This window comes from Streptomyces sp. NPDC040589 (genome assembly GCF_055594445.1).
On the sequence record NZ_JBVIWP010000002.1, the window covers coordinates 245,036 to 259,282 of the forward strand.

At 69.4% G+C, this 14,247-nt stretch carries 9 protein-coding genes and 2 pseudogenes; 7 read left to right on the forward strand and 4 right to left on the reverse strand.

Translation table 11 applies throughout. The annotated features are described in order from the left end of the window. Window positions 1-8 precede the first annotated feature (8 nt). A complete protein-coding gene (locus tag ACZ58V_RS08115) occupies window positions 9-2,180 on the reverse strand; it encodes an ATP-binding SpoIIE family protein phosphatase (RefSeq protein ID WP_471288983.1) in 2,172 nt (723 codons plus the stop codon). 239 nt (window positions 2,181-2,419) lie between these two features. Beyond that, the gene (locus ACZ58V_RS08120) at window positions 2,420-2,833 is read right to left on the reverse strand and encodes a LysE family translocator (RefSeq protein ID WP_471288985.1); all 414 of its coding nucleotides are present in this window, start codon (window positions 2,831-2,833) and stop codon (window positions 2,420-2,422) included. Between the two features lie 167 nt (window positions 2,834-3,000). Here ACZ58V_RS08120 and ACZ58V_RS08125 point away from each other — a divergent pair. The 5 genes and pseudogenes from ACZ58V_RS08125 (at window position 3,001) to ACZ58V_RS08145 (ending at window position 8,120) form a co-directional block, all read left to right on the forward strand. Further along, window positions 3,001-3,509 (forward strand): annotated as a pseudogene (locus ACZ58V_RS08125) (GNAT family N-acetyltransferase). A gap of 32 nt (window positions 3,510-3,541) precedes the next feature. Beyond that, window positions 3,542-4,231, forward strand: coding sequence for a maleylpyruvate isomerase family mycothiol-dependent enzyme (locus ACZ58V_RS08130; RefSeq protein ID WP_468185516.1), 690 nt, complete (start codon window positions 3,542-3,544; stop codon window positions 4,229-4,231). Window positions 4,232-4,506: 275 nt separating this feature from the next. Further along, complete coding sequence (locus ACZ58V_RS08135) at window positions 4,507-5,142, forward strand: hypothetical protein (RefSeq protein ID WP_471288988.1); 636 nt, start codon at window positions 4,507-4,509, stop codon at window positions 5,140-5,142. A gap of 174 nt (window positions 5,143-5,316) precedes the next feature. Beyond that, window positions 5,317-6,711 carry a prolyl oligopeptidase family serine peptidase gene (locus ACZ58V_RS08140; protein ID WP_468185511.1) on the forward strand — a complete coding sequence of 465 codons (1,395 nt, stop codon included), beginning with the start codon at window positions 5,317-5,319 and terminating at the stop codon, window positions 6,709-6,711. A 137-nt stretch (window positions 6,712-6,848) separates the two neighbouring features. Next, window positions 6,849-8,120, forward strand: a complete 1,272-nt coding sequence (locus ACZ58V_RS08145) for a poly(ethylene terephthalate) hydrolase family protein (RefSeq protein WP_471288990.1) — start codon at window positions 6,849-6,851, stop codon at window positions 8,118-8,120. Window positions 8,121-8,197: 77 nt separating this feature from the next. Here ACZ58V_RS08145 and ACZ58V_RS08150 read toward each other — a convergent pair. Both ACZ58V_RS08150 and ACZ58V_RS08155 read right to left on the reverse strand, forming a co-directional pair. Next, a pseudogene (locus ACZ58V_RS08150) lies at window positions 8,198-8,296 on the reverse strand (hydrolase); the annotation flags it as partial. A 27-nt stretch (window positions 8,297-8,323) separates the two neighbouring features. Then, window positions 8,324-9,970, reverse strand: a complete 1,647-nt coding sequence (locus tag ACZ58V_RS08155) for a glycoside hydrolase family 27 protein (RefSeq protein WP_468185505.1) — start codon at window positions 9,968-9,970, stop codon at window positions 8,324-8,326. Between the two features lie 560 nt (window positions 9,971-10,530). Here ACZ58V_RS08155 and ACZ58V_RS08160 point away from each other — a divergent pair. Together ACZ58V_RS08160 and ACZ58V_RS08165 are read left to right on the forward strand one after the other, a co-directional pair. Then, window positions 10,531-12,153, forward strand: a complete 1,623-nt coding sequence (locus ACZ58V_RS08160) for a glycoside hydrolase family 43 protein (protein WP_471288993.1) — start codon at window positions 10,531-10,533, stop codon at window positions 12,151-12,153. A 47-nt stretch (window positions 12,154-12,200) separates the two neighbouring features. Next, entirely contained in the window at window positions 12,201-14,219 is a 2,019-nt protein-coding gene (locus ACZ58V_RS08165) for a glycoside hydrolase (RefSeq protein ID WP_471288994.1), read from the forward strand. Window positions 14,220-14,247: the final 28 nt, after the last annotated feature.

Below are 14,247 nucleotides of genomic sequence, written 5' to 3' on the forward strand. Positions count from 1 at the left end.
CAGCCGCGTCACCTAGCGACAGACGCCACCGACGCCCAGACCACCTTGCCGGTGTCCGTCCACCGCACCCCCCACCGGGTGGTGAGTCCATGCACGACGTGCAGGCCACGACCACCGTCGTCGAGGAGCCCGCCCCGGCCCAGCCGGGGCCTGCCGTTGCCAGTGTCGCCCACCTCGCACAGCAGCCCGTGACCGGCCCTGATCAGCCGTATCGTGATGGGTCCGTCGGCGAAGCGGACCGCGTTGTCGACCAGCTCGCTCACCACCAGCAACACACTGTCCCGGGTGTCGGCTCTGACGCGCCATCGCACGAGCAGCGCGGAGACCAGCGCGCGGGCCCGGGCGGCCGCGTCGCCGCGGGCGGGCAGACGCCAGGTCGCCGTGTCGCCCTTGCGGTAGCCGATCATGCGCGCGAGCAGCAGGGTCACGTCGTCGCGCCGCCGCACGGGCGCCAGGTCGGAGACCACGCGCCGCGCGGCCTGCTGCAGGGCATCCCAGGGGTGCACCGTGGACACGGCGTCCGCCAGCCTGTCGATGCCCTCGTCGATCGAGAGGGCGGGATCCTCCACCAGGCCGTCGGTGTAGAGGGCGAGCAGCGAGCCCGGGGGTACGGCGAACGCGTGCACGCCGAACGGCTCCCGCAGCGCGAACTCGGCGCCCAGCCCGGGGTGAGGGCTTACGGCGACAGGGCCGGCGGGGCCCTCCGGGGGCACCAGGACCGGAGGGAGGTGGCCGGCGCTGGACAGCGCCACATGGTGGCTGACCGGGTCGTAGACGGCTATGCAGCAGGTCGATCCGAGAGCGCTGTAACCGGCCGCCAGCCCGGACTCCGTGTCGTCCAGCAGCGTCACGGTCTCGTCCAGGTGCTCCAGCACCTCGTTGGGCGCCAGCCCCGCGGACAGCAGCGCGCGGGCCTCCATGCTCAGCTGTCCCATGGTCGCCGCGGCTCCCAGACCGTGCCCGACGACGTCACCGACCACCAGCGCGGTACGGCCGTCCGGCAGCGGGAAGCTGTTCACCCAGTCACCGCCGACACCCGCGCTGTCGGGGGTGGCGGGCTGGTAGACACTGGCGGTCTCGATGGTGTCGCCGCCGGACCGCGGCAGCAGCCGGCGCTGCAACGCCAGCACCTGTGTGTGCTCGCGCTGGTGCTGACGGGCCAGGTCGACATGGTGGGAGGTCCTGGCCACCAGCTCCTGGAGGTCGAGCAGCTCGCTGTCGTGGAAGGGGCGGTCCTCCCGCCGCCAGACCTCCGCCACGCCCAGTACGACGGGCGGCGCGCCGTCCAGGACCAGCGGTATGTACGCCACACCCGCCGCCCGGTCACCGGGCACCAAGGCACGCACCAGCCGCGCACTGCCCAGGACCCGCTCGATCGCCCCCCGGTCGGGTATGACGATGGCCTGCGCGGCATCGTCACGCCGTATCGCCTGCGACAGCAAGCGGCTCGCGTCGCCGGGAAGATCGTCGCCCGGAGTCACGTAGCCGTCGGGCCACGCCCGGTCCGGCACCAGGGCCGCCCGCCGCAGCCGGATGCGCCGCTGCGGCTGCTCGGTGACCACCTCGCCCGTCCACACGGCGAGGTCGAGGTCGATGGCGGCCACGTCTCCCCAGGCCAGCAGTGACTCCGCCAGCGACTGCGCGGTCTCGCCGATGTCCAACGAGGTGCCGATCGCGGTCTCGGCGGCGTACAGGTGCAGCCTCCTGGCCATGGCGATCAGGGAGACGGTCAGGCCCTCCTGAGGCGCCGCGGCTGCCAGGATGCTCATCGAGACCACCAGCTCCGACCCGTCACCGCGCCGCAGGCGCTGGACCCGGGCGACATGCGGCTCACCGGTCTCGAGGACCTGCCGCAACCGCCGGGTGACCGTCGGTACGTCCCAGGGAGGCAGAAGATCGACGAAAGAGCTCCCGGTCACGGCCTCCACCCCCGCGAAAACGGGGGCGTCCAGATTGGAGCGGGTGATTCTCAGATCCCGGTCCAGGTTGACCGCGCCGAGAATTTGCTCCTGACGGCCGGAGGCCGGATCGGCGTGTACGCGCTGGCGGGCGGCACTGTCGCCCTGCGGGGCGGCAGAACCGGCGGCCGCTGCCGCTCCGCCGCGTGGGATGTACTGCCCCAAAGCGCCGCTGACCATGTCGAACGGCGACGCGGACGAAGGGGACGGGGTGGAGTCCATGCGGCTCTCTCAGCTCGCTCGCCAACCCCGGCACAGCGCCGGGGCCGTACCAGAACCCGGGCGACAGGGCCCCGAGATTCCTGACCGCACACCTCATTCAATAACACCCGGCGCCGCTTCGCCTACGCCGGCGGATCGCACCGTGAGCGCGAAAGGTGAGGGAAGGTGACGTTCGGTGGCCGTTGTCCCCAACCACGTGTGCACGCCGGTGAACCTGTGCCTCGCTCTTGAGTCGATCCTCAAGACTCGGTAGCCAGACGCACCCCCAGTCCCACCAAGAGCACCCCGAACACCTGTTCCATGCAGCGTCGAACGGACTGCCGTCGCAGCACTACGGTCCCCCCTGGTCCCTCATCCGGCGGGCCCGCTCGCCTCGCCTGCCACAAGGCACGCGTCCCCATCCACACCAGCACCGCGGCGCCGGCCATCCGGATGATGTTCCAGGCGACCTGCGAGGCCAGCAGCAAGGCCGAGAGACCGAAGGCGGCGGCGAGGCCCCACATCAGCACCCCGCACTCATTGCCCAGGACCGTGGCCATGCCGGTCCTTCGGCCGTTCACCACGGCTCGGCGCAGGATCACGACCGTGCTCGGCCCTGGGACCATGGCGACCAAAAAGGCCGCACCGACGAACGCGAGGACGGAAGTCATCATCCAGGCAGCATCGTGAAGCGTGTCGATGCCCCACAAGGCTCTTCTCGGCACAGCTGGACGCTTCCGCGCATCGTCCGTCAAGGCCAAGCCCACGGCCGGGCTCACGCCGCGGAGAAGGCGCGGAATTCGCTGGACACGGCTCGGCACGGTGTCCGATGATCTCCGGCATGATCCGGCCCGCCACGATGGACGATGTCGCCACGATCCGCGCGATGATCCGCGAACTCGCCGCATACGAGAGGGCCGTGGAACAGGCTCGAGCGACCGAGGAGCAGCTCCGCGAGGCGCTGTTCGGAGAACATCCCGCCGCGTTCGCCCTGATCGCCGAGGACGACGAAACGGGCGAGGCCGTGGGCTTGCCCTGTGGTTCCCCCGTTTCTCGACCTGGACCGGCACGCGCGGCATGCACCTGGAGGACCTCTACGTACGGCCGCAAGCCCGAGGTGGAGGACACGGCAAGGCTCTGCTCGCGTCCCTTGCCACGGTCTGCCGGCGGAACGGGTACGAGCGCTTCGAGTGGTGGGTCCTGGCCTGGAACGAGCCGACGATCGACTTCTACAAGTCGCTCGGCGTGGACTTCCTCGACGAGTGGAGGGTTTGCCGGCTGAGCGGTGAGCCTCTCAGAGAACTCGCCGCGCAGGCCCCGCCAGTCCTCGACCAGACCCCGGCCCTGTAGGGCAGCCGGTCATGCACCCTCCTGTCGCAGCAGTGCTCGAAGCCCACCGGACGCTGGAAAGGCTCGTCGCCGAACTGAACGACCAGCAGGTCGCCGCGGCATCCGCGCTTCCGGGCTGGTCACGCGGCCATGTCCTCGCTCATCTCACCGACAACGCGCGCATGTTCGCCCGTATCGCGGAGCATGCCCTGCGCGGTGAACTCGTAGCGGGCTACGACGGCGGGGTGGATGAACGCAACGCCATCATCTCGGCCACGGCGGGCCGCAGCGCCGCCGAGCACCGCGCGGAACTCGCCGCGCACACGACCGGGCTCGAGGCGGCCTGGGCACGCGCCACCGACATCGACTGGAGCCGCCCGGTCACGTTCCGCAACGCGGACCTTGCCGCCACCGTCTTCGCACGCTGGCGCGAGGCATGGATCCACATGGTCGACCTGGAACTCGGCCTGCGGCCGGACGACTGGCCCGAGGAGCTGGCCGCGCATGCCATCGGCTTCCTCCTCGGCCGCCTTCCGGCAGGAACACGCATCCGTGCCGAGGACGGGCGTCGCCAGTGGTCCGTAGGCGACGGACCGCCGGGCACGGTGGTCACCGGACGCGTGCGCGACCTGGCGGCCTGGCTGGCCGGACGTACGCCCGCGGTCTCACCGGTGGCGGTGGACGGACTGCCTGCTCTCGGGCCCTGGCCGCCCCACCCGCCACAGCGGCTGGACCGCGTGTGACGTCGTCACCGTGGCCCGGTCGGCGGCGGATTCCGCTCTCTTAGGGAAGGTCGACAACATCGTCGCCGACGACATCTCTCTGCGGCGGCCGCGGTGAAGCTCTCGGCTCGGGCGACGGTCGCTTGAATTGATGCGCTGATCGCATGGACAGATCTCGGTTTGATGCTGGACAGGGATCCGGTAGTGCTCCGAAACTCTCGCGTATACCTCGGCCCGTCCCCGCCCAGCTCCCGCCCACTGCCGCCGAGGGCCGTCCCCGAGAAAGCGAGCGCCGCATGCTGGCAGCCCTGGGCTTCGGCACGATCGCCGTCTTACTGCTGCTCGCCGTGACCAAACGCGCCTCGGTTCTGGTCGCTCTGATCCTGCTTCCGGTGCCGGCGGCGCTCATCGGCGGGTTCGCGGACGATCTGGGCGAGTTGATTCTCGGTGGGCTGTCCAAGGTGCCCCTCACCGGCATCGTGATCGCGTTCGCGGTCCTGTGCTGCAGCCTGCTGGTGGACGCCGGGCTCTACGACCCCCTGATCCGCGGTCTGTCGCGCGCGGCGCGGGACGAACCGTTGCGGATCACCGCCGCCACGGCCCGCGGCCGCCGGGAGCGCAGCCGTCTCCGTGCACTGTCCCCGAAAGGCCCGGCCACGGACGGGCGCCACGGGCGAGGGGAGTCCGAGCGGGACGACCGCGGAACCTGCCGCCTCGACTACCGCCGCGACCGCCGAGCCGAGCCTGCGGGCCCCTCCCCCGACGGCCGACTGGCAGGAGCGTCCGGCCCTCCGATGCCCCGGCGACGGGCCCGGCACCGTCCGGGTCCCGCCGCTGCCGCGAACCTGATCGAGCATCCTGCTGGTCAACCACCCCACCTGGGAACAGTCATGACCGCCGGCGCCCTGCTGACCGGTGCCTTCCCGCTATGACCGGTGCCCCGGGCCCGAGCGGGGTCCCCATCGGCCGCGGACTCCCGGCAGCCACCGCACATGCCGCGTCATGGCCCCCAATGTGCCGCCCGCTCCCGTGAGTTCGCAGCCGGACGACCGGATCCACACACCACGGCACCCGGTCCGGGTGCCCACCGAGCGAGACGAGGACGCATGAGATCGATCCCCAGACGTACGGTGCTCGCCGTCACCGCAGGTGTGGTCGCGGCGCCGACGGTGAGCACGGCGACCGCCTCGGCCGCCGACGACACGACAGCCCCGTCCGAAGGACGGCCAGCGGCCTCCGGACTCAATCCGGTCCTGCGGACGGACCTCCTCACACGGGTGACGCCGAGGAACAACTGGCTGGTGACAGCCGTCGCCATCCAGTACGCGCATCGCATCGATCTACGCGACGGGGCGGTCCCACCCACCGCTTTCCAGGTGCAGGCCACCGTGGGCGGACGGACAGCGGCTCGCACGGTGACCCGGGTCTACTCCAACGCCTCCGCCGAAGTGGACGGCCGCTCTCACCCCGGACGGCCGGGGCACCACCTGATCGTCGAACTCGATCCGAACGACTCCAACGCCCGGGCGTCCGGCACCGATCCCCTTCCGCTCGACCGTGCCTACTCCGTCAGACAGGTGGCGGACGTGCGCACCCCGGCAGGCGAACTGATACTCAGGGCCGGTCCGTTCGCGAACCGGAACGACGACGTCATCACTCCCGTGGTCGACGACTTCGCCGCCGGTTCCTTCACCGACTCCGCAGGTTCCGAACTGGACTTCCGGCTGTACCAGCCCGCGGGGTTCCTACGGAACCCGCAGACCCGCACGCGGTACCCGCTCGTCGTCACCCTGCACGGCGGTGGCGAAGTCGCCGACAACAACATGACCCAGCTCACTTCCAACCGGATCGCGGTCACGTTCGCCAAGCCGGAACGACAGCGCCGCAACCCCGCGTTCGTCCTCTCTCCGCAGATCCCCCTGCCCCGTCCCATGGACGGACCCGACGGCACGGACTGGACCGACCCGAAGGTCCAGGCCGCGCTGATCGAACTCATCGACACCTTCGTGCGCGAGCACCCGCGCAACGTGGACACCGACCGGCTCTATCTGGTCGGTCTGTCCTCAGGCGGTCGCGGCATCTACAGTCTGCTGGCCAAGCGACCCGAAGTGTTCGCGGCTGCCCTGCCCACGGCCGGCTGGGGCGACGCGGCCACCATGGACAGGATCACGCACATCCCGATCTGGGCCGACCACTCGGTCGACGACCCGGTCGTCCCCTACCGGGAGGGCCGGTTCGGCAACCCCGGCACCTGGACCCTGATGAACGCGCTGGAGACCGCCGGGTCCCGGGTCAGCCGTGGGGAGTGGGCCAACGACCTGCCGAAGGCACAGTTCGAGGCCCGGTCACGGGCCCTCCTACGGCAGGCCCGGGCCACGCGCAGCCACGTGCTGTTCACTAGCTACACGGCCGGAACGACACCGGTGAGCCCACACCTGTCATGGGCCCAGACGTACGAGAACGACGTGGTCATCGACTGGCTCTTCGCCCAGTCCCGGTAGCCGGCCGTTCGCGGCGGTCACCCCGCGCACATCGCTGTCCGGTTACCGCGCTCTCATCGCCTTCCGGAGGTAAAGCAATGCGTCCATGCAGTCGTTCGACCGACACCACCGCGCCGTTACGGACCCGATCCCGTCCCATGACGGCACTGATCGCACTGGCAACCACCCTCGGCCTGGCGCTGACTCTGCTGTCAGCCACCGCCGCGCCGGCAGCCGCCGCCGACTTGCTGTCGCAAGGCAAGCCCGTGACCTCCTCGTCCACCGAGAACAGCTCCACCCTCGCGTCGGCGGCGGTGGACGGCAACACCGGGACGCGCTGGTCGAGCACGTTCAGTGATCCGCAGTGGCTGACCGTGGATCTGGGCTCCACCGCCACCCTCAGCCAAGTGGTGCTGCGCTGGGAGGCCGCGTACGCCCGCTCTTTCCGGATCCAGACCTCCGACAACGGCACCGCCTGGACCACCATCCACTCGACCACCACAAGCACCGGCGGCGTGCAGACCCTCGACGTGAACGGCAGCGGCCGGTACGTCCGCCTCTACGGCACCCAGCGCGGCACCGCCTACGGCTACTCGCTGTGGGAGTTCCAGGTGTACGGCTCCGGTGAGGGCACCCCTCCGGGCAACGGCATCCCGGACCCGACGACCGCTTCCCTGGAGGCCACCAACGGGCCGCTGACCACCGCCACCTACACCGTCGCCAGCCCGAGCGGGTACGGCTCAGGCACGGTCACGTATCCGACGGCCAGTGGCTCGTACCCGGGCATCGTGCTGATGCCGGGCTATCAGGGCACACAGCAGAACCTGCAGTGGCTCGCGCCCCGGCTCGCTTCCTGGGGCTTCGTCGTCATCAACGTCGGAACGAACACACTCACCGACGATCCCGAATCGCGCGGCCGCCAGATCACCGCCGCCGGCACCCAGTTGCTCGCGCTCGGCAGAACCCCCGGCAACCCGCTGTCGGGGAAGCTCAACGGCACCTTGGGCGCGACCGGTCACTCAATGGGCGGCGGTGGCGTCATGGCCGCCCTCCGGGACGACTCGCGCTTCCGGGCGGGTGTGCCGACTGCCCCGTACCACCCGAACGGGAACTTCTCCGAAGTCACCGAGCCCACCTTCTTCCTGACCTGTCAAAGCGACTCCGTCGCCCACGGCAACAGCTACGCGATGCCCTGGTACAACTCCATGTCCCAGGCCGAGAAGCTCTACATCGAAGTTCCAGGCGACCATCTGTGCCCGATGACGGGCTACGGCAACAAGGCCAAGCAGGGCAAGTGGATGGTGTCGTTCTTCAGCCTCTGGCTGCGTGCCGACACCCGCTTCAGCCCGTTCCTGTGCGGTCCCGCTCGTGACGCCGACAAGAACAACACCTCCCTGGTCACCCTCTGGAAGGACACCTGCCAGTTCTGACCCCGCTCGCTCGGAGCGCTCCGCGGCCCGCCGACGCGGCGCTCCGAGCCCGCTCCCTGCGCCGTCTCTGCCATGCAGCCGTCCGGGATGCGCAGGATGAAGCTCCGGTTCTTTCCGCCGCTCCGGATCGTGTGTGTACCGCTCGTCAGAGCGGGGGCCTTGCCGCATCCGGGGGGCGTTGGAACGTCGGCCGGAGCGGGGTGTCACACGCGGGTCCACTTCTGGTTGGCCTGGCCGTTACAGGTCCACAGGACCAGCGGCGTTCCGTTGGCGGTGCCGGCCCGGTCGGCGTCGAGGCACAGCCCGGCTCGGACGTTGCGGACCGACCCGTCGGCGCCGACGGTCCACTTCTGGTTGTTCTGGCCGTTGCAGGGCCAGGTGATGACACGGGTGCCGTTGGTGGTGCCCTGGTTGGAGGCGTCAAGGCACTTGTCGCCGAAGACACGAATCTCGCCGCCGGCCCACGCGGTCCACAGCTGGTTGGCGGCCGTATGGCAGTCCCAGATCAATACCGTTGCCCCGGCAGCGGTGGAGGCGTTGTCCACGTCCAGGCAGCGGCCGGACGCGTTGCCGCGCCATCGCGAGGTGGTGGCGGTCAGCGGGCTGCCACCGGCCACCCGGAACACGGCCACGCCGTGCGCGGGGACGCTCGCCGAGATCTGCCCGGACGTGCTCGCCGTGCCGCCGGTCCACAGGTCCGTGAGAGTGAACGGCCCGCCGGACAGGCCGACTTGCGCCGCCGTGGTGGTGACCGTCGCCGTACCGCCTCCCCGGTTGAACAGGCCCACCGCGACCGAGCCGTCGGACAGCGCCTTGGCGAACACCTCGGTGCTGCCGTCGTCGCGCACCCTGCGCCCGCCCGCTCCCAGCGGGTCCTGGTTCACCGCCAGCAGACGCGGGTTGCGCAGGATCGCGCTCACGTCGGCGGACATGGTGCGGATGTCGTTGCCGGCCATGAGTGGGGCACCCAGCAACGCCCACAGGGCGAAGTGGGAACGGGACTCGGTCAGTGACAGACCGGGACGGCCGACGACGAGCATGTCGGGGTCGTTCCAGTGCCCCGGGCCCGCCTGCGCCGCCAGCGGCGCGGTGACGTCCAGGACGTTGCCGACGCCCATCGGATAGCTGTTGGTGTTGCCGTTCTGCCAGATGTCGAGCAGGTCCTCGGTCGTCCGCCACAGGTCGGCGACCTCGCCCCAGTTGTATGTGGCGCCGGTGGGGGCGTGGAAGCTGTTGGGGTTGATGCTGTAGACGATCGGCCGCCCGGTGGCGCGCAGGGCGTCGCGCATCAGCGTGAACCGCGTGACCTGCTCGTCACGGGTGCCGCTCGAGGAACACCAGTCGTACTTGAGGTAGTCGACGCCCCACGAGGCGAACGTGGCGGCGTCCTGGGCCTCGTGCCCCTTGCTGCCCGTGGACCCCGGATAGGTCCCCACGGTCTGCGCGCAGGTGCGCTCGCCCGGCACCTGGTAGATGCCGAACTGCAGGCCCTTGCTGTGGATGTAATCCCCGAGCGCCTTCATCCCGCTGGGGAACTTGGCCGGATTGGCCCGCAGGTTGCCTGCCGCGTCGCGCTGCGGGTCGAACCAGCAGTCGTCGACCACCACGTACCGATAGCCGGCGTCCCGCATGCCCGAGGACACCATCGCGTCGGCGGCCTGACGCACCTGGGACTCGGTGATCCCGCATCCGAAGCTGTTCCAGCTGTTCCACCCCAACGGTGGGGTGAGCGCCGGACTGCCGGGCGCGGCCGAGGCGGTGGAGTGAGCGGAGGCCGTCACGGACGCGGTGATCGTCAGCGCGGCGGCGGCGAGGAGATGGAGCAGTCGTCTGCCTGATCGTCTGGACACCGGGGCTCCTTTACCGGAAGGGCTCCGTGGATGGGGGGGGGACCCACGCACCTGTCGCGTTCATGACACGACATGACACTGCATGAGATCCAATGGTGCGCAATTTCGAGCATCATTCGGAAAGTCGGAGCGCCACGGATACTAGAGAGGCGTCCGAACATGTCAACACCATCCGACCACCGGACTCCAGCACTCACCCTCGATGACTGAAAAAGTCCGCACCGATCTGCGGCATCCAGACATCGGACCAGCGGCAGTACGAACGTCACCCGCTCCCGAATGTTTCGTTGAGTATCACGAATCATGCGAGGGGTATTGACTCGGTTCACCGGCCTCCTATCATCCTGGATGCCCGACGACCCGATCTGCGTTCGGCATTGCGAACCATGGATCGATCGGGCCGATCAGCACCCATGAACGAAGCAGGGCACTCCCGCGCAACGCACGCCGACGACAGGAACTCCGCAGCCGCGAGGCCGGGGGCGTCGCCGTGCGCCACCACAACGGCCGGGCCGCACAAGGAGAACGCCATCATGGATCTGTCATGCCCTCATCAATACATGCCTCGTCGCCGCGTACTGGCGGCCACCACCGGCTTGGCCGCCGGCGCCTTCCTTCCTCTGACCGGAGCATCCCGAGCCGCCGCCTCCGCTCCCGCCCAGGGGCCGGACCTCGCGACCGCCGCGGAGTACCTGAACCCGGTGATCTGGCAGGACTTCGCGGATATCGATGTCATCCGCGTCGGCGGCACCTACTACGCCTCGGCCTCGACGATGCACTACTCGCCGGGCGCCCCCGTCCTGCGCTCCTACGACCTGGTGAACTGGGAGATCGCCGGTCATTCGGTGCCCGTCCTCGACTTCGGCGCCAAGTACGACCTGAACGGTGGCCGTGGCTACGTCCGCGGCATCTGGGCGTCGTCGCTGGCCTACCGCCCGAGCAACAGGACCTTCTACTGGCTCGGCCAGATCGACTTCGCCAGGACGTACATCTACACCGCCACCGCCGCCGAAGGACCCTGGAACAGACTCACCACGATCAGCACGCCGTACTACGACGCCGGGCTGCTCGTCGACAGCGACGACACCCTGTACGTGGCGTACGGGAACACGACCATCAGCGTCGCCCAGCTCTCGCGCGACGGCCGCACGCAGGTCCGCACGCAGCAGGTGTTCAGCACCCCATCGAGCGTCGGCACCCTGGAGGGAGCCCGCTTCTACAAGATCAACGGGCAGTACTACATCTTCCTGACCCGCCCGGCCAACGGCCAGTACATCCTGAAGTCGTCGAGCGGCCCCTTCGGTCCGTACACCATGCGGCAGGTGCTCCTCGACCTGCGCGGACCGATCCCCGGCGGCGGCGTCCCGCACCAGGGCGGGCTCGTGCAGACGCAGAGCGGCGCCTGGTACTACCTGGCCTTCGTGGACGCGTACCCCGGCGGCCGGATGCCCGCACTGGCACCCGTCACCTGGACCTCGGACGGCTGGCCCGTCGTGCAGCTCGTGAACGGCGCATGGGGCACCTCGTATCCCCTTCCGGCCGTGCCCGCTCCGCCTCGCCAGGTCACCCCCCTGGTAGGTGTCGACACCTTCGACGGCACGGACCTCAAGCCGAGGTGGGAGTGGAACCACAACCCGGACAACACCAAGTGGTCGGTCGGCAACGGACTGACGCTGCGGACCGCGACCGTCACCAACGACCTTTACTGGGCCCGCAACACGCTCACCCACCGCATCCAGGGGCCCACCTCCACGGCCACGGTCGATCTCGACTTCTCGGCGATGCGCGACGGCGACCGGGCCGGGCTCGCGCTGCTGCGTGACTCCTCCGCCTGGATCGGGGTCAAACGCGAAGGCGGCGCGAGGCGGGTGGTGATGGTCAACGGGCTGACCATGGACGGCAACTGGAACACCACCGGCACGGGCACCGAGGTCGCGAGCGCGGCCGTGTCCGGCAGCCGCGTCCGGCTGCGCGCGGCCGCGGACATCCGCCCCGGCGCGGCACGCCCCGGAACCTTCTCTTACAGCCTCGACGGCAGCAACTTCATCCGCCTCGGGCCCGCCTTCTCCATGGGTAACGACTGGCGGTTCTTCATGGGCCACCGATTCGCCCTCTTCAACCACGCCACGCAGGCGCTCGGCGGCGCGGTCCGCGTCACGCGGTTCGAACTGTCCACGCCCTGAACAACGGCCTGGATCGCACCACCCAACCCCCCAATGCGAGGAGAACCATGAACCCGCTGAAACGGCTCGGCCTTCGCCGAGCCTCCGTCTTAGCCCTGCTGGCCACGGCCGCGCTGGCGACGCCCGGGACCGCGACCGGCGCACCCGACGGCGTCCAGGCCGGCACGCTGGGCGCCCAAGCGGCCCAGTCCGGACGGTACTTCGGAACCGCCGTGGCTGCCGGCAGGCTCGGCGACGGCACGTACACCGGCATCCTGGACCGGGAGTTCAACTCGGTCACACCCGAGAACGAGATGAAGTGGGACGCGACCGAGCGGTCCCGCGGACAGTTCACCTTCGGCGCCGCCGACCAGATCGTCAACCGCGCGGCGGCCCGAGGTCAGCGCGTGCGCGGCCACACGCTGGTGTGGCACTCCCAACTCCCCGGGTGGGTCAGCTCCATCAGGGACGCGAACACGCTGCGCAGTGTGATGAACAACCACATCACCACCGTGGCGAACCGCTACAAGGGCCGGATCCACTCCTGGGACGTGGTCAACGAGGCCTTCGCCGACGGCGGCAGCGGCCAGCTGCGCAGCTCTGTCTTCCGGGACGTGCTGGGCAACGGGTTCATCGAGCAGGCGTTCCGCACAGCTCGGTCGGCCGACCCGGCGGCCAAGCTCTGCTACAACGACTACAACATCGAGGACTGGAACGCCGCGAAGACCCAGGGTGTCTACCGCATGGTGCGCGACTTCAAGTCGCGCGGCGTGCCCATCGACTGCGTCGGCCTCCAGGCCCACTTCGGCGCCGGCGGCCCGCCCGCCAGTTTCCGGACGACGCTGTCGAGCTTCGCCGCCCTCGGCGTGGACGTACAGATCACCGAACTCGACATCGCGCAGGCACCGCCGAACGCGTACGCCAACACGGTGCGGGCCTGCATGAACGTCCCGCGCTGCACCGGCATCACCGTCTGGGGCATCCGCGACAGCGACTCCTGGCGCAGTGGGGAGAACCCCCTGCTCTTCGACCGCGGCGGCAACAAGAAACCGGCCTACCAGTCGGCACTCACCTCGATGGGTGGCTCGGCCGCAGCGCAGAAGGCCGACGCCCGTTCGCCCCGGTCCGCTGCCGCGCTGCCCTCCCGCTTCTCCTGGAGTTCCAGCCAAACGCTGATCTCACCGAAGTCGGACGCCACCCACAACATCGCCGGGATCAAGGATCCGACGGTCGTCCGGTACAACGGCAAGTACCACGTGTTCGCCAGTACCGCGAGCTCCTCCGGATACAACCTGGTGTACCTGAACTTCAGTGACTGGTCGCAGGCCGGCTCGGCCACGCACCACTATCTGGACCGCAGCGCCATCGGGAAGGGGTACCGGGCCGCGCCGCAGGTCTTCTACTACGCGCCGCAACGCCTGTGGTACCTCGTGTACCAGACGGGTAACGCGTCCTACTCCACCAACCCCGACATCAGCAATCCGAACGGGTGGAGCGCACCGCGCAACTTCTACTCGTCGATGCCCGACATCATCAAGCAGAACATCGGCAACGGCCACTGGGTCGACATGTGGGTGATCTGCGACAGCACCAACTGCTATCTGTTCTCCTCCGACGACAACGGGCACCTGTACCGCTCCCGGACGACCGTCGGCCAGTTCCCGAACGGCTTCACCAACACCGTCATCGCCGCTCAGGACTCCAAATACGCCCTGTTCGAGGCGAGCAACGTGTACAAGGTGCAGGGCAGCGATCAGTATCTGCTCCTCGTCGAGGCCATCGGATCGGACGGCCGGCGCTACTTCCGCTCCTGGACGACGAGCGACCTCGACGGCTCCTGGACGCAACTGGCCGCATCCGAGAGCAACCCCTTCGCCAGGTCGAACAACGTCACCTTCCCCTCGGGAGCCTGGACCAGGGACATCAGCCACGGTGAGATGGTCCGTGCCGGTCACGACCAGACACTGACCATCCCCGCCTGCCGGCTCCAGTACCTCTACCAAGGCATGAACCCCAGCGCGAGCGGCGACTACAACACCCTCCCCTGGCGGCTGGGCCTGCTCACCCAGACCAACTCCACCTGCTGACGACGTGGGCCCCGACGCTCGTGCGGGG

Coding starts and splice junctions, on each gene's coding strand:
- ACZ58V_RS08115 (WP_471288983.1), bottom strand. CDS start 2,180: ATGGACTCCACCCCGTCCCCTTCGTCCGCGTCGCCGTTCGACATGGTC.
- ACZ58V_RS08120 (WP_471288985.1), bottom strand. CDS start 2,833: ATGATGACTTCCGTCCTCGCGTTCGTCGGTGCGGCCTTTTTGGTCGCC.
- ACZ58V_RS08135 (WP_471288988.1), top strand. CDS start 4,507: ATGCTGGCAGCCCTGGGCTTCGGCACGATCGCCGTCTTACTGCTGCTC.
- ACZ58V_RS08140 (WP_468185511.1), top strand. CDS start 5,317: ATGAGATCGATCCCCAGACGTACGGTGCTCGCCGTCACCGCAGGTGTG.
- ACZ58V_RS08145 (WP_471288990.1), top strand. CDS start 6,849: ATGACGGCACTGATCGCACTGGCAACCACCCTCGGCCTGGCGCTGACT.
- ACZ58V_RS08160 (WP_471288993.1), top strand. CDS start 10,531: ATGCCTCGTCGCCGCGTACTGGCGGCCACCACCGGCTTGGCCGCCGGC.
- ACZ58V_RS08165 (WP_471288994.1), top strand. CDS start 12,201: ATGAACCCGCTGAAACGGCTCGGCCTTCGCCGAGCCTCCGTCTTAGCC.